The organism is Cohnella sp. WQ 127256 (assembly GCF_024519285.1).
Classification (GTDB): Bacteria; Bacillota; Bacilli; order Paenibacillales; family Paenibacillaceae; genus Cohnella.
In genome coordinates this window covers 713556-734547 of record NZ_JAMZCY010000005.1, presented here as the reverse complement: position 1 = coordinate 734547, position 20992 = coordinate 713556, and the positions used below count along the sequence as shown (strand labels likewise).

The 20992-nt window shown below is 45.1% G+C and carries 21 protein-coding genes and 3 tRNA genes; 9 read left to right on the top strand and 15 right to left on the bottom strand.

Features of this window, described 5'->3' with window-relative positions; translation table 11 throughout:
- Positions 1-127 precede the first annotated feature (127 nt).
- The 6 genes from M1K58_RS18400 to M1K58_RS18375 all read left to right on the top strand — a co-directional run bounded on the left by M1K58_RS18400 (position 128) and on the right by M1K58_RS18375 (position 3519).
- Positions 128-376, top strand: coding sequence for a hypothetical protein (locus M1K58_RS18400; RefSeq protein WP_306220523.1), 249 nt, complete (start codon positions 128-130; stop codon positions 374-376).
- A gap of 67 nt (positions 377-443) precedes the next feature.
- A complete protein-coding gene (locus M1K58_RS18395) occupies positions 444-647 on the top strand; it encodes a hypothetical protein (protein ID WP_256760292.1) in 204 nt (67 codons plus the stop codon).
- Between the two features lie 104 nt (positions 648-751).
- The gene (locus M1K58_RS18390; RefSeq protein WP_256760291.1) at positions 752-1807 is read left to right on the top strand and encodes an MBL fold metallo-hydrolase; all 1056 of its coding nucleotides are present in this window, start codon (positions 752-754) and stop codon (positions 1805-1807) included.
- Positions 1807-2019, top strand: a complete 213-nt coding sequence (locus M1K58_RS18385; protein WP_256760290.1) for a DUF3006 domain-containing protein — start codon at positions 1807-1809, stop codon at positions 2017-2019. The genes M1K58_RS18390 and M1K58_RS18385 overlap by 1 nt, the downstream gene beginning before the upstream one ends.
- A gap of 115 nt (positions 2020-2134) precedes the next feature.
- Positions 2135-2443 carry a hypothetical protein gene (locus M1K58_RS18380; RefSeq protein WP_256760289.1) on the top strand — a complete coding sequence of 103 codons (309 nt, stop codon included), beginning with the start codon at positions 2135-2137 and terminating at the stop codon, positions 2441-2443.
- A gap of 197 nt (positions 2444-2640) precedes the next feature.
- Complete coding sequence (locus tag M1K58_RS18375; protein ID WP_256760288.1) at positions 2641-3519, top strand: S-layer homology domain-containing protein; 879 nt, start codon at positions 2641-2643, stop codon at positions 3517-3519.
- Here M1K58_RS18375 and M1K58_RS18370 read toward each other — a convergent pair.
- The 11 genes from M1K58_RS18370 to M1K58_RS18320 form a co-directional block, all read right to left on the bottom strand.
- The gene (locus tag M1K58_RS18370) at positions 3505-4203 is read right to left on the bottom strand and encodes a uracil-DNA glycosylase (protein ID WP_256760287.1); all 699 of its coding nucleotides are present in this window, start codon (positions 4201-4203) and stop codon (positions 3505-3507) included. The genes M1K58_RS18375 and M1K58_RS18370 overlap by 15 nt on opposite strands.
- A gap of 96 nt (positions 4204-4299) precedes the next feature.
- Positions 4300-4388: transfer RNA gene (locus tag M1K58_RS18365), tRNA-Leu, on the bottom strand.
- Between the two features lie 70 nt (positions 4389-4458).
- A tRNA-Ile gene (locus M1K58_RS18360) sits at positions 4459-4535 on the bottom strand.
- Between the two features lie 23 nt (positions 4536-4558).
- Positions 4559-4635, bottom strand: a tRNA-Met gene (locus M1K58_RS18355).
- Positions 4636-4708: 73 nt separating this feature from the next.
- Positions 4709-4891 carry a YycC family protein gene (locus M1K58_RS18350; protein ID WP_256760286.1) on the bottom strand — a complete coding sequence of 61 codons (183 nt, stop codon included), beginning with the start codon at positions 4889-4891 and terminating at the stop codon, positions 4709-4711.
- 71 nt (positions 4892-4962) lie between these two features.
- Entirely contained in the window at positions 4963-5127 is a 165-nt protein-coding gene (locus tag M1K58_RS18345; RefSeq protein WP_256760285.1) for a hypothetical protein, read from the bottom strand.
- 145 nt (positions 5128-5272) lie between these two features.
- Positions 5273-6820, bottom strand: a complete 1548-nt coding sequence (locus M1K58_RS18340) for an ABC transporter substrate-binding protein (protein ID WP_256760284.1) — start codon at positions 6818-6820, stop codon at positions 5273-5275.
- Complete coding sequence (locus M1K58_RS18335) at positions 6817-7707, bottom strand: ABC transporter ATP-binding protein (RefSeq protein ID WP_256760283.1); 891 nt, start codon at positions 7705-7707, stop codon at positions 6817-6819. Before M1K58_RS18335 ends, M1K58_RS18340 begins: the two co-directional genes overlap by 4 nt.
- A gap of 4 nt (positions 7708-7711) precedes the next feature.
- Complete coding sequence (locus M1K58_RS18330; protein WP_256760282.1) at positions 7712-10573, bottom strand: ABC transporter permease; 2862 nt, start codon at positions 10571-10573, stop codon at positions 7712-7714.
- Positions 10574-10576: 3 nt separating this feature from the next.
- The gene (locus tag M1K58_RS18325) at positions 10577-11686 is read right to left on the bottom strand and encodes an efflux RND transporter periplasmic adaptor subunit (protein WP_306220522.1); all 1110 of its coding nucleotides are present in this window, start codon (positions 11684-11686) and stop codon (positions 10577-10579) included.
- Positions 11649-12470: an ABC transporter ATP-binding protein gene (locus tag M1K58_RS18320; protein ID WP_256760281.1), complete on the bottom strand. Its 822-nt coding sequence runs from the start codon at positions 12468-12470 to the stop codon at positions 11649-11651. The genes M1K58_RS18325 and M1K58_RS18320 overlap by 38 nt, the downstream gene beginning before the upstream one ends.
- Before the next feature lie 253 nt (positions 12471-12723).
- Here M1K58_RS18320 and M1K58_RS18315 point away from each other — a divergent pair, with 253 nt between their 5' ends.
- Positions 12724-14379 carry a glutamine--tRNA ligase/YqeY domain fusion protein gene (locus M1K58_RS18315; RefSeq protein WP_256760280.1) on the top strand — a complete coding sequence of 552 codons (1656 nt, stop codon included), beginning with the start codon at positions 12724-12726 and terminating at the stop codon, positions 14377-14379.
- A 70-nt stretch (positions 14380-14449) separates the two neighbouring features.
- The gene (nagZ, locus tag M1K58_RS18310) at positions 14450-15775 is read left to right on the top strand and encodes a beta-N-acetylhexosaminidase (protein WP_256760279.1); all 1326 of its coding nucleotides are present in this window, start codon (positions 14450-14452) and stop codon (positions 15773-15775) included.
- Positions 15776-16237: 462 nt separating this feature from the next.
- On the opposite strand, the gene M1K58_RS18305 is transcribed toward nagZ, so the two are convergent.
- Together M1K58_RS18305 and M1K58_RS18300 are read right to left on the bottom strand one after the other, a co-directional pair.
- The gene (locus tag M1K58_RS18305) at positions 16238-17356 is read right to left on the bottom strand and encodes an ABC transporter permease (protein WP_256760278.1); all 1119 of its coding nucleotides are present in this window, start codon (positions 17354-17356) and stop codon (positions 16238-16240) included.
- Position 17357: 1 nt separating this feature from the next.
- Positions 17358-18287, bottom strand: a complete 930-nt coding sequence (locus M1K58_RS18300; RefSeq protein ID WP_256760277.1) for an ABC transporter ATP-binding protein — start codon at positions 18285-18287, stop codon at positions 17358-17360.
- 235 nt (positions 18288-18522) lie between these two features.
- Between M1K58_RS18300 and M1K58_RS18295 the strand changes: the two genes are divergently transcribed.
- Positions 18523-19464, top strand: coding sequence for a DUF2167 domain-containing protein (locus M1K58_RS18295; protein ID WP_256760276.1), 942 nt, complete (start codon positions 18523-18525; stop codon positions 19462-19464).
- 107 nt (positions 19465-19571) lie between these two features.
- On the opposite strand, the gene pyrE is transcribed toward M1K58_RS18295, so the two are convergent.
- Positions 19572-20219: an orotate phosphoribosyltransferase gene (gene pyrE / locus M1K58_RS18290; RefSeq protein WP_256760275.1), complete on the bottom strand. Its 648-nt coding sequence runs from the start codon at positions 20217-20219 to the stop codon at positions 19572-19574.
- The gene (pyrF, locus tag M1K58_RS18285) at positions 20219-20956 is read right to left on the bottom strand and encodes an orotidine-5'-phosphate decarboxylase (RefSeq protein WP_256760274.1); all 738 of its coding nucleotides are present in this window, start codon (positions 20954-20956) and stop codon (positions 20219-20221) included. The genes pyrE and pyrF overlap by 1 nt, the downstream gene beginning before the upstream one ends.
- Between the last annotated feature and the right edge of the window lie 36 nt (positions 20957-20992).

The following is a 20992-nucleotide window of genomic DNA, read 5'->3' as shown; positions in this document are numbered from 1 at the left end:
TAGTATCATTATATCTAAAATAAGAAACTATCAACTTTTTCACGAGAAAGCAAGCTTGGCATATTCTCTCCTACCTCCTCCCCACCCTCACTCCCTGTGCTAAAATGATGAAAAGGAGGTTTTTACCATGATGCCTGATTTCTTACCTGAAAGCTTCGGACTAATTCTTATTTTTTTTGTGATCATCGCAATTGTACTATTCGTCGTTCACATCGCTATATGCGTATGGGCTTATCGAGATGCTTCACGTAAAGGGTATAGCACAGAATTTGCACTTCTTATTCTTGTAGCTCTCCTCTTCTTCCCCGTTATAGGTTTAATTATTTACCTTATCATTCGAAACGAAGGCGGTTCTACATCAGGCCGTTACAGATGAGACACGGTTAGCTGCTTCTCTCCTGAACAATCTCCCTAACTAAATTCCTATTAAGGAGGGTACATTCATGAAATATATTGCTGGTGGTGCCTCAATCGTCTGCCCTTGTTGCCAAAATGACACATTTGATAAGGATTACAGACAGCTCAATACAACGGGGTTGTCCTTTTTCGGCTTGGATTGGGCGAACAAAAATGCAACGATCTTAGTTTGTAAACGATGCACTCATATCTCCTGGTTTATGAAAGAGCCAAACGTGGACAAAAGCTAGTCCGTCACATCCAAAAACTAAAAACCCGTAACATTTATTTCCTTGGAGTTTTCTACTAATCCATGTAAACTTAAATGATTACTTCACAGAGGAGAAGCACTCCCATGCGCAAAATAGGACTTACTCTTATTACATTTTCAATGATTTTAATGAGTACAAACGTATCCATGGCCCATCCAGGACGAACTGATGCTAATGGCGGTCATACTTGTCGCACAAACTGTGCGAAATGGGGACTCAAAGATGGGGAATATCACTATCACAATGGCAGCAGTACAACAACGACAACACCCAAGGCATCACCTGAAGTGGCACCCAAAGATTCTTCTAGCAGCTCAACTTCAAGCAGCGCCAAGGACACCTCTAGTTTAAAAGCTGATAAAATCAAAGCTCCAGCCAAAGGAAAGCTCTCAGTCTACTTCCTTAACGTCGGGCAAGGAGATGCCACTTATATCAAGACGGCAGCTGGAGACGATATTCTAATCGATGCAGGCAAAAATGATGCAGGTGATATCGTTGTGAATTACCTTAAACAATTAGGCGTTGACGATATCGAAATTCTGATCTCGACTCATCCAGATGCCGATCACGTTGGAGGACTTGATACCGTTCTCGAGAAATTTAAAGTTAAAGCCGTATACGCTCCTAAAGTATCCCACACTACCGACACGTTCAAGGATTTTCTGCTAGCTGTGAAAAAAGAAGGGTTAACGATCAAAGAAGCTAAAGCCGGAGTTACACTTCCCTTGAAGGGAGTGACCGCTAAATTCGTTGGACCAACCAAAAGCTATGGAGACGACTTAAATGACTGGAGCGCCGTACTTCATCTTGCCTATGGATCTAACTCCTTCCTCTTCACAGGTGATGCCGAGAAGAAGGCGGAGAACGACATGATCGCAGCGAAGGAGACATTGAAGGCAGATGTCTTAAAGGCGGGGCACCACGGTTCGGTTTCATCAACAAGTGCCGCATTCCTTAAAGCCGTAGCACCCAAATATGCTATTATCAGCGTAGGCAAAAATAACAGCTATGGTCATCCGGCTGCAACGATACTCAATCGGTTAAAAACAGCTAAAGTAACGACCTATAGAACGGATCTGAACGGAACCGTTACTGCTGTTAGCGACGGCACAAAAATCTCATTTCTAAAGGTGAAATAATGAAAAACGGTGTGATTGATCGGTTTGAAGATGATATAGTCGTTATCGAAATTGATGGAGAGACAAGAGATTTCCCTAGGGAGTCAATACCTCACGATGCTAAAGTCGGAGATTCAATCCTATTTGATAATGGAGAGATTCGACTGGATCCTTCAGAAACGACAATAAGGAAAAGAGAAATCAAAAAGCTGATGGATGATTTGTTTGAATAAACGATTTCATACTGTTCTAAGCCCCTTTTAGAGTGTACCCTATACTTGTCCATTTCGATCCTCTTCGATATCTCATACACTAAGCCATCCTTACAAATAGGAGGTGGAATTAATAATGAGTATCGAATTAAATGCTCTCGGCGGTCCAGGTGGACGCTCTGGCGGTCGATCTGGTGGTCGCTCTGGCGGTCGTACTGGCGGTCGTACTGGCGGTCGTTCTGGTGGTCGTTCTGGTGGTCGCACTGGCGGTCGTACTGGCGGTCGTACTGGTGGTCGCTCTGGCGGTCGTACTGGCGGTCGCTCTGGCGGTCAATCTGGTGGTCGTACTGGCGGTCGCACTGGCGGTCGTACTGGCGGTCGCTCTGGCGGTCGTACTGGTGGTCGTACTGGCGGTCAATCAGGTGGTCGGTCCGGTGGACGTTAATTAGATTTTGAACAAGCATGCTAGTGCTAATTTTTTTAAGTTCGAACAGAGATAATTACCCCTTCCCTACTAAGCACTAGTGAGCTTGGTGGGGATTTTGTTTTGAATACATATACTAATCTTCGCAACATTATCTTAATCCTTAACGTCTAAGGGGTACCAATTGGGAAAAGATGAAAATTAATGGAGGAATTATAATGAGGAATTTATTCAAAAAGCCACTTATGCTTCTGTTATTTATTACGATATTCAGTATGGCAATCAGCGGTTCTGTGTACGCTCATAAAGCTAAAAATGATAGCAAGCACGATGATTACAAAAGCAGTATAGATGTTGCTACAGCTGTAACCATGATCGTAAAGGGCTTGAATTTGAACATTGATAACATTCGCTTCTTTAAAGCCCCTAAGGCCAGTGACTATTATACAAAGGTTAACGATAATGCTTCGTACGCTAATGATTTTATCATTGCTCAATTTAACGGGCTAGAGCTCTCGAAAGACATCAACCCTTCTTCCAAAGTTACACGAGAGCAATTCGCCAAATGGTTATTCGGAGCATTAAGCCATACGGGTGATTATGCTTGGATCGAAATATTTCAAGTTGTTTCCGATGCCAACAAAGTTTCTGACGGATACATGGATAGCATTCAGAAGCTTCTAATCGCCAAGATTATTACGACAGATAGCCAGCAAAGGATTAACCCTAAGAGCAAGGTTACCCAAAAAGAAGCAACAACAATGATTAACAGAACCGTTAAGTTCATTGCGAGCAAGAAATCTTCTCCGATCCCGGAATCTCAACTTCTGAAAGATGTGGATCTTATCTTAGATAAAGAATCGGACGCCGTTACTAAAGTGACAGTTTCCGCGACAGTTCCCCATCCTGGCTATGGTATTGAAATCACTGGCATTCAGTTCACTAAAGGTGAAGCTCATATCCAATACAAGGTTTTGCTTCCGGATCCAAATCTAAATTACATTCAAGTGATCAGCCAAGTAAAAGCAGTCACCTATATTCCCTCTACCTACAAAGCCGTATTAGAAGGTAAGAGCTCTTCATCATTCGATCGCTAATTCCGGGATACGCCAATCGATTTCTTCTTGGTGATTTTCCCTTAGGAATGTATTGCATTGTGAGAATGGTTTACTTCCCCAGAAACCTCCATACGCGGACAAAGGGCTAGGATGAACCGAGTTGAGCACAAAATGCTTAGACTGGTCGATATATTTCCCTTTGTCCTGCGCATGCTTACCCCATAGCACGAAAGCGACTGGCGTCTCTCTCTCGTTAAGGAGACTTATAACCTTATCCGTAAACCTCTCCCACCCTATCTTACGATGCGAGTTTGGCTTGCTCTCTACGACCGTTAGAACGCTATTCAGTAGTAGCACCCCTTGCTTTGACCAATGCTCAAGGAAACCGTGACCTGGTATTGGACAACCTAGATCATCCTGCAGCTCCTTGTAAATATTCCGAAGCGACGGAGGCACTTTAACACCAGGCCGCACAGAGAAGCTCAGCCCATGGGCTTGGGTAGGTCCGTGATAAGGATCCTGTCCAATAATCACAACCTTAACCTTTTCATACGGTGTCAACTCCAGCGCGCGGTAGACATCTATTGGAGGAGGGTATACGGTTAGCTCCTTATACTGCTCTTCTACACGAGCAAGGAGCTCTCCAAAATACGGTTTCTCGTGCTCCCCCTTCAACAGTGAGCCCCAATCATTTTTTATCTCTGCGAACAAGCTTGTCCTCATTCGAAGACCACCTCTATTCTTTATCATACAAAGAGAAACCACCCTTTCACGGCTTGTTTAACCAAGCATTGAAAGGGTGGTGATTAATTTCTTATGTGGTGCCGAGGACCGGGGTCGAACCGGTACGGTAGTCACCTACCGCAGGATTTTAAGTCCTGTGCGTCTGCCAATTCCGCCACCCCGGCATGAGGAACGATGTTACTATGAACACGTTCAATAGGGTATGTATTGCATGAATCTTTCCTTAAAAAATCTTGGTGGGCCTTGAGGGACTCGAACCCCCGACCAATCGGTTATGAGCCGACCGCTCTAACCAACTGAGCTAAAGGCCCCCGTCTCGGTCCAGAGAAAAGGTTGGTTGCGGGGGCAGGATTTGAACCTGCGGCCTTCGGGTTATGAGCCCGACGAGCTACCGGGCTGCTCCACCCCGCGTCACTTTTTGCAATGCCGCTCTTATTGGCGACAAGTAATAATATACTACATTGAACTATCCCGTGTCAACAACTTATTCACTTTTCTTTTCTTCTGTTTCCAAGTTCTTCTCTTGTTCCGTCGTTTGGGTCTTCGCCATCTCCCCTAACTTCTGTAGCAAGATGTGCTGTGGCATATGCATCAAATGCTCAAGTGGCACTTTCATATATTCCGCTAGCTTAACAGCAGTGTCTGCTGATAGTGGCATTCTACGCAAGTTCTTTCCCCCATCCTGTATGTGCTAACACCAAGCTTAGCACAGGATTAGGCTTGTTGCCAATACTGTTGTCAAGGTAAAAAACGTACGCCATACTTCCCCTTTCTTGAGCGGAACACCTCGATTTCCTGTGGTACATCGACTCCGAACACCCAGCTATCATGCTCCATGCGTTGGAGCAGGCATCCTGCTTGGAACTTGCTGTCATATAGCCTTGACCAATATATCCATTTCATAATGTTCCCTCCAATTTTATTTAGATGCTCATAGCATGCGCGGCTAAGACCATTTCGAATCTCATTCCCCCATAATTATGAAAAAAATAACGACCTACCCTAAACTACTGGGCAAGCCGTTACTTTCGCTTCGATATTTGAAGTGTTAGTCGATGATTGTTACAGATTCACCAGCCGCTTCCATGACTCTTCTCTTTTCTTCAGACATCCCAACATCGTCGAAGATGCCCTCGATATTGCCCTTCGGATTCGTCTTAATTTTCTGTAATAGATCGTTACCCTTCGTCTCCCACTGCGCAAGAGCTTCCTTAACCGACTTTTTCCCTTGAATGACTTCGGAATAAGCTCTCGATCCAAGCTCATTAACCATGTTCAGGTTCGGTTTTTCTTGATATAAGGCTTGATCTTTAAGCGAAGAATTTAATGCTGGCGATGGTTTCATCTTCGTAAAAGCATCAATATTGTAGGACATTCCTTCTTTTACTTTAACAAACTCTGTGCGTGCAGATAATTCGTAGGTGCTGCGAGACTTCAGCTTTGCCCACTCTTTGCCGTTCATGAATTTAACAAACTCCCATGCATCGTCGGCATTTGCAGCAGTTGCGTTGATCGCAGATAGCTGACTCAAATACATATTCCCGCCGACTCCTTCATTGCCAACATGATAAGGCGTGGATACGACGTCCCAATCCAGTTTTTCAATTTTTAGCTTCTCACTGTTATCGTTCATTTGTTGGATTTGGTTGATCAGACTATAATCTCCAATGGTCATCGCGACTCTTCCATTCAAGAACAATTGCCCTTGGAAAGGGTTATACTTGCCATCTGCTGGTTGCTCATACTGCATATCCTCTTGATGTGGAGTGACATGATCTTTGTATAATCCCGTTGTCGTTTCCCAAATGGATTGCCATTTCGGCGTGTTCACCGTCATGGTCTCGCCTTTCTCGTCAAACATTCTTAACTGGAGTGGAGCAGCAAAGTTTTGCACGTCCCAGAAATTGTCTCCAGCTCCCCATTGGTTGAAAGAAAACCCGAACACAGCATCCTTACCGCTACCCGATTTCATTCGTTTTGCTAAAGTAAACACTTGATCCCAGCTCATACCGTCGGTTGGAATCTCTACCCCAGCTTTCGAGAATAGCTTCTTGTTGTAGTAAAGAGCTGATGAACGAAACATCGGAGTTAAACCATAAATAAATCCATTCCCTTGTTCCTTAATCCCTTCAATTACCGTAGGTACGAATTCATTAACATCAATTTTATCTTCCTTAATCAAAGGATCCAACTGTTTCAATAAGCTCTCGTTGACCAATTGACTGAATACAGTCGTATCATCAATGATCATGACATCCACAGGATTGGATCCAGACATAATTTCTTTTACTTTCTTAATCGGGTCAACTCGCTCCTGTTCTTTCGATTGATCTTCAAAATTCATCTCATTGTAATCAATCGCAGGGACGACTTCGATATCGATGTTCGAATGGGTAAATTCAAACATGTCGGTAAATTGTTGGCGGAACCAAGTTTCATCCGCTTTGCTTCCATACATCGTCCCGATGCGGAGCGTACGGCGATTATCGGCATCCTTACCCTCGTTTGAACTACAAGCTGCTAACGTAGGAACTAATAGTGATAAAGTAAGGCCAGTCATAACCCACTTGTGGGCTTTGTTTCTTCTTTGTTTCATGCGGATTGATCCCCCTCTAATGATTTCGGTTTCGTTATAACGATCTTGTCGCCATCAAATTCCATCGTTGCTTTGTCGCCAATCGTTAATGCCTGCAAATATTCCTTCGGAATTTGTAAACGTCCAACCCGATCTACAACGACAAACGCTTCATGAATCTCTTCGGCAGACTGTCCCTCGGACAAAGGCAAAGATAAATCCAGATTCGGATTTCGTTTAATAAATTCTGTACTCGTCAGACCATCACGGATCGCGACAACCCGGTCCACTTTACCAGCGAGGGACAAATCGTGCGTAACAATAACAATCGTAAGTCCGAGCTCACGATTGAATCTACGGAAAATATCCATAATGACATCAGAAGTACGAGAATCAACGGAGCCCGTCGGCTCATCGGCTAACAGAAGCTGTGGTCGATTAGAAAGGGAGATTGCAATCGCCACACGCTGCTGTTCACCGCCTGATAGCTGCTGAAGCTTGTTGTGCATGCGATCCTTTAACCCCACCCACTCAAGCAGCTGTTTAGCATACTCGCGATCCAGCTTGCCTGAGAACATCATCGGCATTTCGACATTTTCAAGAGCAGATAAGAAAGGAAGCAGGTTTCTCGCATTGTTCTGCCAGATAAATCCTACCGTATCCCGCTTGTATTTCACCAAGTCCTCGTCGTTCACCTTAAGTAAATTCCAAGGTCCAACTTCAACTTGGCCCGCGGACGGGCGATCAAGCCCTCCTAAAATATTTAGGAGAGTCGATTTCCCGCTTCCGCTATTGCCGATAATAGCCATCATTTCCCCGGACTTGACGGACAAATTAAGCCCCTGAAGAGCAACAACCTCCAAATCATCGGCTTTGTATATCTTGACGAGACCTTCACAATTGATCATGGATTTAGCGCTCCTCTCCGAGTTTTACAGCTTGATGAACCTTCAACCGCCTAATGTGTGTAATGAGAAGTGCGACACCGATTGTCATCATGACCGCAACAACAATATATAACTTGATCGTATCCGCAGCCTCGAAAACGACTCGGAATGGCGGTACCTGGTTTGTTGAATTATCCGTCGTTTGTAAGAATGGAAGGAACAGAATACTCGTAAGCTTTCCAATTCCGATACCTAAACCAATAGATAATCCAGCCGTGAATACCTGCTCTAGCATGAGCATGCCAGTCAATTGCTTACGTGATAAGCCCATCGCCCGCAATATCCCGATCTGCACGACCCTACGGGATAGATTGAAGAACCAGAATAATACATAACCCGACAAGGAAACTATGATCGTAACAATGAAGCCGAGACTTAGAATACCAAAAACTCCGCCCCTAGCGGGATGCTTACTTTGCGAAGCGAGTTCACTCCTCATACTATCAATCGAAGCAATTTCAATTCCCTTGCCTTGTAGCACGGGAATAATATCTGGAGTTTTCGCTCCTGGTTCCATCTTCAACCACACGTCGTAAGGAACAAGCGGTACCTGATCATAGATATAATCTAGATTCGCGATTAGGAATGGCGTCTGATCCGGATACTGACTCGGCCAATAAGGTACGATATCGAGAATGATAAACTCTACCGATTGCTCCTGAATGACCGTCTGTACTTTATCTCCGCGTTTCAAATCAAATTTCTTAGCAACATTAGAAGAGATGAGTGCACCTTCAGTCACTTGGCCTAACCATGCCAAATCCTTATACGGATTGACTTGATACATATCCTTACGCAACCAACCCACACGTGCAAAATCGACGTTATCAATCCCCATAATCGTCGCCTGACCAGCTGTTTTACCTGATATCGTTAAGCTACTTTTCGTTTGTAAAACACGAGCAGCATGCTCAACGCCTGGCAACGTACGGAAGATCTCAAATGGCGGTTCATTGTAATTGTACTTAGTAGGTGTCGGATTTGAACCTTGACCCCCGCCACCGCCTTGACCGCCACCACTTCCTCCACCACCCCCGCCTTGTGATTGAGTAGGCTGTTTAAATTCCGCCTGTGCATCCCATACGGTTTTCACAATGACGTCCGATCCGTATTTGTACATAATTCGCTCATCTGAGTTCAGACCGATTGTCCGAGCAGCAGACGAATTATATACCCCTAGACCAAGCGTCAGAATAAGTAAAATCATAAGCGGATAATAAGACCTGGAAGATCGCGACAGCTGTATAAGCGTCAAATATAACGGAACTGGCAAAATCTTTTTCCATATCACATTAACCAGCTTAAGCAGAAGCGGAAATAGTCTTAAGAATACAAGCCCCGCTGCGAAGATGCTTATTGCTGGAACGAAGAACAAGAACGGCTGTACATTAAGCTGATCCGTTGTCATACCCGTCTTGAACGTCACCATTTGACGTTCATTAAACATGTACCAGCCATAACCTGCAACTCCAAGGAGAATGACGTCCAAAAACCATTTTTGCCAAAACGGTCTCCGATCTCCTCTTGCCATCTGCCTCTTGTAATCGACGATCGAAGTCCGGGTAAAAACTAAGGCCGGGATGACCGTTGCGGCAATGGCCACGACGACCGCTGCCACTCCAGCTAATACGCCGTCCATTGAGAATCCTACTGGAATCGCCTTACGATCAACGAATTCTAGGAAACCGGTAGCCGAGCCGATACTTTTGGCCATAAACCATCCAAACAATGGACCGATTAACAAGGCGATTATTCCGAGGAATGATCCTTCTAGCAGGAAAAGCATGAATATCTGCTTAGTACTCGCTCCTCTACTTCGCAATACGGCAATATCGGAACGTTGCTTCTCCAGCGCTTGTTGCGTGTTCATTGTAATAAAATAGAACACCATTGCAATCATCGGTGCGGCTAAAGTAAACAGCATCGTTTGAAGTTGGATGCTGTCGCGACGGAAATCGCTAAGCATATCAGCGAAGGAAAGCTCTAAATGCGTATCCTTCAGCTTTTTGTAGACTTCAATGTCAATCCGATTGAGCTTACTCGTGAGCGGAGAAAGCTGACTCGTCTTGATCTCCCGTAGATCATAAGCGGTATACCAGCTCGCCATTTGCAAGGGAATTTTCAATTTCCCTGCTACATCCTCCTGAAGGGCAGGCTCCGCGATATACAAATTGTTCATCAATCCTTCTAATCCTTGGTACCAATACGGGCTGCTCTCGTCTGTTGCTTTGAAAGAGCCTACAATCTGGACTCTAAGCGTCAAATTCAATCCACCAGATATCGGATAGAGCAACACATCCCCGACATGTAGGTCATTACGGAACATGGCTTCTTCCATCATGACAGCCTGAAGTGTTCCGTCCGCTTCCGCACGATCAGCAAACCATTTGCCGCCTGCTATTTCGGATTGCTCCTTTAACCCACCAAAAGCAGCTAACGTTAGCTTACGCGTACGGCTAGCATCCACTTTAGTCGGATCTTCTGGAGATACTTCACCACTTCGAATGGATACGCTGCGTTGAGTAACTTCAATCGGGAATCCAATATGAGAGGTTACATCCTCTTGAATATACTTATTAACGTTATTGAAGCTATCCATATCCGTCTTGCCGTCTGTTGATTGATAACGAATCAACATCGACCCTGCCGGTAGGCCTTCACTGTTATCCTGTAGCGACTGAGAGACAACACGCTTGAGAGCTCCATCCGCGTACATGGGAATACTCGTCGTGAATGCAACCGCGACGAACAATCCCGCTAGCGTACTGAGAGTCATCCAGCGTGTATTCCACATTTTGCGATAGAGAAACCGAATGAGTGCGTTCATCGATTACCGTCCTACGACTTTCTGTCCTGTTGTCAATCCGTTCAAAATTTCTGCAACCGTTGGTGTTTGTTGACCCACTTCCACGTCCACTTCGCGTTTGCTGCCATCTGCTTCAATGACTTGCACGTAAGTTCGCGCTCCGATCGTACGAAGAGCCGCCAACGGAATGACTACTGCATTCTCCTTACGATTCACGATAACATCAATCGATAAGGGTGTTCCTCTAACTACGGTTTTTGGCAAACTAGCCACATCGACTAACAAATATTTCGTAATACTATCTGTTCCATTACTGCCTTGACTGTTACCACCATTCCCACCGTTCTCATTTTCTGTTGACGGTAATGGCAACTGCTTGACTTTGCCTTTAAGCTGACCTGCATTATTGATGTCCACCCGTACTTCCATTCCAACTGCAACTCTCTCAAGATCATCCTTACTGAGAGTCGCTGCCACAACTAAGCTTGCTGGGTTCGCTACAACAGCAATGGTGTCATAAGCTTTGATCTGAGCACCTTCTTGAACGGATACAGAAACAACCGTTCCAGAGAACGGAGCGGTCAGAACCGCCTTATCGATATCTTCTTGCGTGTCCGCAAGTGCTTGCCGTGACGCCTCGAAATCGAGCATCTGTTGCTCGAATTCAATCGCATCCATGGAGTCTTTATCGCGGAGTGTTTGCTTCATCTTTACTTCTTGTTGCTTAAATGCGAGGGAATCCCTCCGCAATGATTTCTTCATATCATCGACGTCCAATTCAGCAATCGCCTGTCCTGCTTCGACGGTCTGTCCGGACTGTATGTATAGCTTTTTGAGTCTTTTACCTTCTAATGTAAAATATAATTGCTTTTCTTGCGTAGATAGAATTTTGCCTGAGCCCGACGCAGTCGTTTCCAGCGTCTTGGTCTCGACATCATAATTAGGCTTCGCGGAAATTTTCGGCAGCTCAATAGCTGACAAATCTTCCTCCTCCGGTTCACTTGGCAGTAAGTTACAGCCTGTTAGAGCGACAGATAACGCTAAAACAGCCAATACCCCTGCACTTTTACGGCTCCTGCGTTTGAACGCTGTCCGATCACTTGACGAATACGCCATCCACCATTTCATAGACATGATCTGCTACCTCCATAATTGTCGGATCGTGTGTCGTCATACAAATCGACACATTCTCTCTCGCAACGATCTCTTTGAATACTTGCATAACTTGTGCAGCCATTTGGCTATCCAATTCAGCCGTAGGTTCATCCGCCAGCAGCAAACTAGGTTTATGTGCAATCGCTTTCGCTATCGCCACCCTTTGCTGCTCTCCACCTGACATTTCAAATGGGCGATGATGCATCCTTTTCGATAAGCCCACTAAATCGAGACAAGAAAGGATTCTTGCCTTCCACTCTGATCGAGGGGTTTTCGCCATGCGTAGTGATAACTCGACATTCTCGTAAGCTGACAACAAAGGCATCAAGGCATAGGCTTGAAAAATAAACCCGATATCCTTACGGCGCACCTCAGTGCGCTTATCATCATTCCATGTGTGGAACGGGCGCCCCTTGAAGAAAATTTCACCTTCGGTGGGTGTATCCAAACCACCCATTAAGTTCATCAATGTTGTTTTACCTGATCCAGATCGTCCCCTAAGCATAATTAGCTGCTGCGGATATAAGCTCAGGTTAATCCCTTTTAATACACGGATTTTCTGGCTGCCGACGTCGAAAGATCGTTCCACATTGCGTACGGTTAACAAGGGTTCAGCCAAAGAAACTTTATTCGAGGTATCCTTTACTGCTGCAGAATCTGTAGTCTCAACCTTATCCGTAGCTGCAGTCGTTTCCTGTACCGGGGCATCCTCTTGTTCGCCGGTTTTTTCCACTGTGGAACCTCGGCCCAACCATGACAGCATACCATTTCCTCCCTTACCAATCTCTTCATAGATTATAACGAGACTTTCTTAAGAAAAGTTACGGAAAAATTAAACCTTTATCATTTTTTTAGGAATATTTTCATAAAACGGTCGACAAAGCCCCTCGACTTCTTCCGACATTTCAGCAAATTTTCATTCAACCCTTTATAAGCACCGTCATTTTTGTGTATTATGAAAGGATACAAAATAAAAATTTTAAAAAACAACTGTTCAAATAGAAAGGTTGATTCACTTGGAAACAAAGACGCCGTCATCGAACTTCATTAAAACTATCGTCGCTGAGGATCTCGCATCCGGAAAAGTTAAAGAAGTCGTTACTCGCTTCCCACCTGAACCTAACGGTTACTTGCATATTGGGCATGCGAAATCGATTTGCTTAAACTTCGAGCTTGCCGATGAATTCAAAGGAAGAACTAATTTACGTTTCGACGACACGAATCCCGTTAAAGAAGACGTGGAATACGTTGAGTCCATTAAACAAGACGTCCAATGGCTCGGTTTTGATTGGGATGGTTTATTCTTCGCATCTGACTATTTTGGCGAAATGTATGAGCGTGCTATCGTTCTCATTCGCAAAGGTCTCGCATTCGTCGACGATCAAACTGCAGATCAAATTCGCGAAACAAGAGGGACATTGAATTCCCCTGGTATAGAGAGCCCGTACCGTACTCGTTCGGTTGAGGAAAATCTTGAATTATTCTCTCGTATGAAAGCAGGAGAATTTGCTGATGGTCAGAAGGTTCTTCGTGCCAAGATCGACATGGCTTCTCCAAACGTTAATTTACGGGATCCAATCCTGTATCGTGTTCTTCACGCGCATCATCATAATACGGGCGATCAATGGTGCATCTATCCGATGTACGCGTTCGCTCACCCACTCGAGGATGCAATCGAAGGCGTCACCCATTCGATCTGTACATTAGAGTTTGAGGATCAAAGACCTTTCTACGACTGGGTCATTCGCGAATGCGAGATGAAGTGGGTCCCTCATCAATACGAATTTGCAAGACTTAACATCACGAACACCGTCATGAGTAAAAGAAAGCTAAAACAGCTCGTAGATGAGAAAGCGGTAGACGGCTGGGACGACCCTCGCATGCCGACAATTTCGGGATTACGCCGCAAAGGCTATACGCCTGAAGCTATTCGCGCCTTCTGTCGTGAGATTGGCGTGGCTAGGAGCTATGGAATTGTTGACGAGCGGATGCTTGAGCATTTTATCCGCGAGGATCTCAAGCTGAAAGCACTTCGGACAATGGCCGTGCTGCAACCTTTAAAAGTGGTCATCACGAACTATCCTGAAGGTGAGATTGAATGGCTTGATGCCGAGAACAACTCGGAGAACCCCGAAATGGGCCATCGCCAAATTCCATTTTCCAGAGAAATCTATATTGAACGCGATGATTTCATGGACAATCCACCACCGAAGTATTTCCGCTTGTTCCCTGGTAACGAAGTACGTCTTAAGCACGCTTACTTCATTAAGTGTGAGGAAGTCATCCATGATGCGGAAGGCAACGTTGTTGAGCTTCGCTGTACGTATGACCCTGAGACGAAGAGCGGCTCTGGCTTCACCGGTCGTAAAGTCAAAGGTACCATTCATTGGGTAGAAGCTACTCACGCTGTACCGGCACAGTTCCGCTTATACGAGCCACTCATCACGGACGAAGCGGAAGATGACGGACAGTCATTCCTTGAACATCTCAATCCGAATTCCCTAGAAGTACTCGAAGGGTTCGTCGAACAAGAGATGAAGGATTCCGCTGGCGGAGACAAGTTCCAATTTTTCCGTCATGGATACTTTAATGTAGACCCTAAAGAATCAACCGTGGGGCATCCTATCTTTAACCGTATTGTTTCTTTAAAAAGCTCATTCGAGGTAAAATAATAAAGAGCTCCCGCCATCCTGTTGCTGGATGAACGGGAGCCTTCTACTATCTAAGGGGAGCAGAACAACAATGAAAATAACCGTTTCACGTCAAATGGGATTTGTATGCATTTGCTTGCTTCTACTGCTCATTGTTAGTTGCGCTTCTGGGAGTAGTGGGAGTGCTACTCCGTCACATTCACAGTCCAATCCAACTCACTCTTCAACTCAGGCAGCATCTACCCCACCCTCTACCCCAACACCAACAGTACCAACACCTTCTAGTGCATCTCCATCCGATGCCGTTCCGAAGAATGAGGATGAGATCGGGAAAATGATGAGCACGATGACATTGGAGCAGAAAATTGGTCAAATGATACTTGCAGGTATTGAGGGTACGAAAATCGATAAGTCCATGAAAAAAATGATTTCTGAGCAATTTGTCGGAGGAATTATTTTTTACAAAAATAATTTTTCTAATCTCGATGGCTCAGTGCGTCTCGTTAATGATCTGAAGAAAGCGAATGTTGATAATCCAGTTCCACTCTTCATCAGTATTGATCAAGAAGGTGGGAAGGTAAGTCGACTTCCGAAGGATTTCATTTCCATGCCTGATGCAGCTAAGGTTGGACGAACTGGTAACCCGGAACTCGCGAAAGAGATGGGGGCTTTGCTGTCAAAAGAGTTGAACCTCATGGGCTTCAACTTGGACTTCGCGCCAGTGCTCGATATTAACAGCAATCCGAACAATCCTGTCATCGGAAGCAGATCCTTTGGCAATAATGCTAAGCTAGTCACAAAGATGGGTTTAGCTGCGATGAAGGGTATGCAAGATGGGGGTACGATTACCGTAGTTAAGCATTTTCCCGGTCACGGAGATACCTCCGTCGACTCCCACTTAGACTTACCGATCGTAAACAAGACGACCAAGCAGCTTGAGAAGATGGAGTGGGTGCCGTTCAAGGCAGCAATTGAGGACAATGCGGACGCTGTCATGGTAGCACACATTCTGTTCCCTTCCATTGATCCAGACGCGCCAGCTTCCTTCTCCAAGGTCATTATTGGTGAGCAATTGCGTGGTACACTTGGTTTTAATGGTGTAGTCATTACAGATGACATGACTATGGGGGCCATAGCCGACCACTACGGCATCGCGGATGCTTCTGTGAAATCGGTTGAGGCTGGAAGCGACATTCTTCTCATTGCACATGGATATGATACGGAGAAAAAAGTGTTCAACAAGCTTCTTCAAGCTGTTAAATCCGGACAAATCACTCAATCGCGAATCGATGAGAGCGTGCGACGCATACTCGCTCTAAAGCTCAAATATCAGCTATCCGATGAGCCCATTCCTGTGCCAACAAAAAAAGATCTCCCCAATGCCGAGATTCAGAATTGGTTGGACAAATTAAAATAAACCAAGAGAGGAGGAGCAGCCTGCTGCTTCTCATCTCTTGGTTTCAAACCCCTACTGCCACTATCCCCTTCACTCAGTATTCATATATCCAGATCGCCTTCTTTCCACTATCCCCTTCTCTCAGTATTCATATATCCAGATCGCCTTCTTTCCACTATCCCCTTTACTCAGTATTCAAATATCCAGATCACCTTCTTTCCACTATCCCCTTCACTCAGGTTTTCGGCATAGCAGTTATACTGAGCGAGAGGGATAATGGGCATACCTCGTTGCGCATCAAGTGTGCTACAACACGGTGTTCACTGAGCAAGAGGGATAATGGACCTATATCTTTGCGTATCATGTGCTTTACAGCGATGCTCACTGAGCGAGAGGGATAATGGACCTACATCTTTGCGTATCATGTGCTTTACAGCGATGCTCACTGAGCGAGGGGGATAGTGGGCATAAGTGTTAACCCTACTATCTAACCTCCACTTTACTTTTCCGAAAAATGAGCACCCCTAGAGCAAAAGCAATGATGCCCCATATTCCCAATATACCGATACCCGTCCAGAATTCGCTTGTTGCGATCCCACTGCCGTAAACCATGCCGTCTCGGATTCCGTTCACGAAGTAAGTGAGCGGCAACACCTCTGATACAGGTACCAACCATTCCGGAAACCCTGATGTCGGGAAAAAGATGCCACTTAAGAACATCATCAAGAAGCTGGCGATATTAGCCATCCCCATGTAAGCTTCAATTGATTTGCTAAAAGAGGAGAAAAAATAACCTAAAGCATTAAACGCTAGAGCACCCACGAAAAAGCCAACGATTAGTGTTGGGAAGTCCAAATGCAGATTTGCTCCAAAACCAAATACCCCTATTACAGCTAGAATCACGATCTGTACGATACCTAAAACGAAGCGAACCAGCATGCCTCCGACTCCAAACAACCCCATTTTAACAGGAGTCATTCTTAAGCGCTTAAGCAATCCCTTACGTCGCATTTCAACCATATCTACCATTCCGAATAGCCCACCCTGAGCAACAGCTAGAGCTATCATACCTGTCAGTAGAAAATCCACATAGTTCAAATCTTCGCTGCCATTCGATACAGCACTCATCTCTAACTTGAAGGTCGGCTGTACATTCGCTACTGCGTAATTCGATTGCTGAATAAATTGATCTAAAATACCTCTAATTGCTTGTGTATTTGCACTCTTCTCATTTTCCTTGTTGACAATGAGCTCTAATGCAGTAGCCTCCTCCGTCTCTGGTAGGACAACAACCGCATCCACATCCTTATCTTTGATCCAAGTATCTGCCTGCTCCTTGCTAACCACTTGTTCAGATTTCCATTCAAAGACAGGCACCTTATGTAAGTAGTCCTCTAGCATATTAGAAGTCGAGTTAGCGTTAGACTTTACAACTGCGATCTTCGCCTTAAACTCGCTGCCTCCGTCTCCCCCGAAGATAACCATGAATATAACCATTAATATGATGGGAAAGAAGAGATTCCAAAACCAAACTTGTTTTTCGCGGAACATCATCTTAATCTGGGCGCCGAACAATTTACTTAATTGTTTTCCGTTGCTCACCTTAGTCCCTCCACTCTTTACCTGTAAAGGCGATAAATACATCCTCTAGGCTCATTTCGCGTATAGACACCTGTTCTACCCGATATCCTTTTTCCTTCGTAAAACCAAACACAAAGTACAACGTCTCCTCCGGCTGCACGGACCATAGCTTTAACGAAGCACCTTCACGAGATGTGCGAACGACCGTTGGCTGCTCTTGGGCAACTAGCTCTGTAGCAATCGCCGCTTCCTCTCCATCAAGGAATGATAGGCGGACTTCCCGTTCTTTCGTCAGTTGATCTATAAGCTTAGCTGGCGTATCAACTGTAATGATACGTCCTTGGTCAACAATACATACTCTATCGCTTAGCTTTTCAGCCTCTTCCATGTAATGTGTTGTTAGGATTGTGGTTTTGCCCAAGCTCTTAAGCTTAAGGACAATATCCCAAATGTTGCGCCGCGCTTGGGGATCTAATCCCGTCGTTGGCTCATCCAGAAATATAATCTGAGGGTCACTAATCATGGCAAGACCAATCGCAAGCCGCTGCCTCTGCCCCCCCGAAAGTGATTTCAATCTTTTGTCTCGATGTTCAGTTAGATTAATCATTTCCAGTACTTCTGCAGCCTGCTTTGAATGAGGGTAGAAAGCTGCAAATAGATCTAGATTTTCTTCAACCGATAACAAGTCGAACATCGCACCTGATTGCGGCTGAACACCAATTATGTATTTAATTTGCTCCGCGTTTTTGCTCCAATCCATCCCGTTAATTGAAATCGTACCCGCATCTGGCGCTTGTAAGCCTTCAATCATTTCTAAAGTCGTTGTTTTGCCCGCCCCATTCGGCCCGATAATCGTAAATACCTCGCCTGCTTCCACCGTGAAGCTGATTCCTTCAACGGCCTTAACGGTCCCAAAGGATTTACGCAAGCCCTTTACTTCTAATATAGGCATGAATTCCTCTCCTTCATTTTCCAAATCATTCACAACCAATGCTATTATAACTTAATTTTTCCATAGTGTCCGACGGTCTGGAGTACGCTTTTGTTCTCGGTCTTAAGACGGAGGTAGCTCAACCAGCGCAAGTATTCGACAGAAAACCATATTTTCTCCTTGAAATTTACAAATATGATAGTTATACTCATTAAATTGATTCTAGTACTTTTATATTGAATAGGAGAGAAATCACTTGGCTAAATTTTTTCGAATGAAGTGTGGTCTAACTATAATTGCAATCGTATTAGCGCTAGCACTACCAGTATCTGTGTACGCCGAAGGAGAAGAGGAAGCGGACGATCCCTACAATACCGTACTAGGTACTGGTCAAACGGTATCCATTGGGGACATAGCCGATCTAGTACTAGATCCCTCGATGGCTTATATGGATGCCGAGAATACTAGAAAGTTCTTGGATGATAACGGAAGCATATCTTCAGAGAATGACATTGGTGCAGTATATCCAATTGATGATTCCAACTGGATCGTCTACTTTGAATACTTCAATGAAGGACATATTGATGATGAAGAGAAAAACGACATCGACGCCAAGGCTTTACTAGAAAGCTACATAAACGGAACGAAAGAACAGAACAAAAAGCTTGAGGACCCTGCTGATCACCTCTTCGTGGAGGGTTGGGAAAAAGCCCCATATTATGATGAGAACGAACGGGCATTATCTTGGACTTTAAGAATGCATACCAATGACAACGAGCCACTTCTCAACCAAAATATGAGGGTATTGACTCGAACAGGAAATATGTCTGTCGTGTTAGTGACCGACCCAGACCATTTGCAAGCAGACGCTGCTTCTATGAAAAGGTTAGTTTCCAGCCATTTGACTATTAAGGCCGGACAACGCTATGAAGATTTCGACGAATCGACAGACAAAAAAGCAAATTATGGACTAACCGGACTCATTCTTGGGGGAGCTGGTCTTGTCGTCGCAAAAAAAGCGGGTTTGATCGCTGTAATCGTATTACTTGTTAAGAAATTCGGTATCGTCTTGGTTGCTGCCATCGTCGGTTTTGGCGGATTCTTGCGGAACAAATTGAAAAGGCGTTCTAATTCAGAGAATACATCCCCAGATCAGCCTTCGGATTCATCGGCAACTGCAAATTCGGACCGCTTATGATCAAATGCAAACTTAAATCTAGATTCGAAAAAACAAGGTTGTCCCAGCTGGCCATACGCCAGAGGACAACCTTGTTTTATTATTTAAGCTATATTCTTATTCGTTCGTTATTTACCGAAAGCTTGCGGGTTCTCCCGCCAAGATTGCAGCAAGCTGACATCCGATTCACTAATCGTTCCGCGACGAAGCGCTTCTTCTACCAGAGCCGAATAATTTGACAAAGTATTTAATTCAATACCCTCTTCACGGAATGCTTCTTCTGCTAACGCAAACTGATAAGTGAAGATAGCTAGAACGCTCTGTACGTCTCCGCCTGCTTCAATAACCGCTAGAGCAGCTTTCAGAGAGCTGCCCCCTGTTGAGATCAAGTCTTCGATGACGACAACTTTCTGACCTTCTTTAATGATCCCTTCGATCTGGTTCTGCTTACCGTGACCCTTTGCCTTGTCACGAATGTAAGCCATAGGAAGATTAAGCTTCTGCGCTACCCAAGCAGCATGAGGAATACCAGCGGTCGCTGTTCCGGCAATCACTTCAGTATCTGGGTAATGGGTTCTGATCAAAGTTGCAAAGCCTTCGGCAATCGAATCGCGAATGGCTGGGAAGCTCATCGTTAAGCGATTGTCGCAATAAATCGGTGAAATAATTCCGGAGGTCCATGTAAAAGGATCATTCGGTCTAAGGTTTACAGCTCCGATTTCCAGTAAATTTCCCGCGATAGCCGCCGGTAATTGTTCCAAAGATACGTTGCTCATTATAGGGTCATCTCCTTCAAAATGTTGTCCAGCGCCTCTGCTGGGTTGTGTGCAGCCGTTATCGGACGTCCAATGACAAGATAGTCTGTGCCGCCAGCAACAGCGTCATACGGAGTCATGATGCGTGATTGATCTCCAACATCATTTCCTCGCGGACGAATACCTGGTGTGACTGTAATAAATCCAACACCACATGCTGACTTAATCGCGGCAACCTCAAGCGGGGAGGCAACGACACCCTGTAGTCCTGCTTCACGAGCAAGCTTAGCATACCGTACAACGGCATCCTCTACTTGCCCCATTATTCCTATTTCTTCATTAAGCACGGTTTGACTCGTGCTTGTCAATTGTGTGACCGCTATAACAAGTGGAGCTTGCTCCGCATCTCCTGCCGCTACTGCTTCTCTTACCCCTTCAGCAGCAGCGCTCATCATTGCCATACCTCCAGCTCCGTGAACGTTAAACAGGTCGACTCCGAGACGCGTAATACTTCTAGCGCCTCCGCGAACCGTATTCGGAATGTCGTGCATTTTCAAATCGAGGAAGACGCGGAACCCTCGTGATTTCAACTCGCGAACAACAGAAGGCCCGGCAGCATAGAAAAGCTCCATTCCCACCTTCATCCAACAGCCCGTCCCTTGCAGCTGTTCGGCTAACGCCAAGGCTGCAGCCGCATCTGGTTTATCGAGTGCTACCATAATCTTGCTTGCGGCCTCATCTCGAGTGAGTACTGGCATTGATACGCCCCCTTTTCGAATAAAATAAAATGTCAT

What these genes read in the sequence shown, in the direction of transcription:
- M1K58_RS18385 (WP_256760290.1), top strand. Translation starts at nt 1,807, where the DNA reads ATGAAAAACGGTGTGATTGATCGGTTTGAAGATGATATAGTCGTTATC.
- M1K58_RS18375 (WP_256760288.1), top strand. Translation starts at nt 2,641, where the DNA reads ATGAGGAATTTATTCAAAAAGCCACTTATGCTTCTGTTATTTATTACG.
- M1K58_RS18370 (WP_256760287.1), bottom strand. Translation starts at nt 4,203, where the DNA reads ATGAGGACAAGCTTGTTCGCAGAGATAAAAAATGATTGGGGCTCACTG.
- pyrE (WP_256760275.1), bottom strand. Translation starts at nt 20,219, where the DNA reads ATGAGCAACGTATCTTTGGAACAATTACCGGCGGCTATCGCGGGAAAT.
- M1K58_RS18400 (WP_306220523.1), top strand. Translation starts at nt 128, where the DNA reads ATGATGCCTGATTTCTTACCTGAAAGCTTCGGACTAATTCTTATTTTT.
- pyrF (WP_256760274.1), bottom strand. Translation starts at nt 20,956, where the DNA reads ATGCCAGTACTCACTCGAGATGAGGCCGCAAGCAAGATTATGGTAGCA.
- nagZ (WP_256760279.1), top strand. Translation starts at nt 14,450, where the DNA reads ATGAAAATAACCGTTTCACGTCAAATGGGATTTGTATGCATTTGCTTG.
- M1K58_RS18340 (WP_256760284.1), bottom strand. Translation starts at nt 6,820, where the DNA reads ATGAAACAAAGAAGAAACAAAGCCCACAAGTGGGTTATGACTGGCCTT.
- M1K58_RS18300 (WP_256760277.1), bottom strand. Translation starts at nt 18,287, where the DNA reads ATGCCTATATTAGAAGTAAAGGGCTTGCGTAAATCCTTTGGGACCGTT.
- M1K58_RS18380 (WP_256760289.1), top strand. Translation starts at nt 2,135, where the DNA reads ATGAGTATCGAATTAAATGCTCTCGGCGGTCCAGGTGGACGCTCTGGC.
- M1K58_RS18395 (WP_256760292.1), top strand. Translation starts at nt 444, where the DNA reads ATGAAATATATTGCTGGTGGTGCCTCAATCGTCTGCCCTTGTTGCCAA.
- M1K58_RS18325 (WP_306220522.1), bottom strand. Translation starts at nt 11,686, where the DNA reads ATGTCTATGAAATGGTGGATGGCGTATTCGTCAAGTGATCGGACAGCG.
- M1K58_RS18335 (WP_256760283.1), bottom strand. Translation starts at nt 7,707, where the DNA reads ATGATCAATTGTGAAGGTCTCGTCAAGATATACAAAGCCGATGATTTG.
- M1K58_RS18320 (WP_256760281.1), bottom strand. Translation starts at nt 12,470, where the DNA reads ATGCTGTCATGGTTGGGCCGAGGTTCCACAGTGGAAAAAACCGGCGAA.
- M1K58_RS18390 (WP_256760291.1), top strand. Translation starts at nt 752, where the DNA reads ATGCGCAAAATAGGACTTACTCTTATTACATTTTCAATGATTTTAATG.
- M1K58_RS18345 (WP_256760285.1), bottom strand. Translation starts at nt 5,127, where the DNA reads ATGAAATGGATATATTGGTCAAGGCTATATGACAGCAAGTTCCAAGCA.
- M1K58_RS18330 (WP_256760282.1), bottom strand. Translation starts at nt 10,573, where the DNA reads ATGAACGCACTCATTCGGTTTCTCTATCGCAAAATGTGGAATACACGC.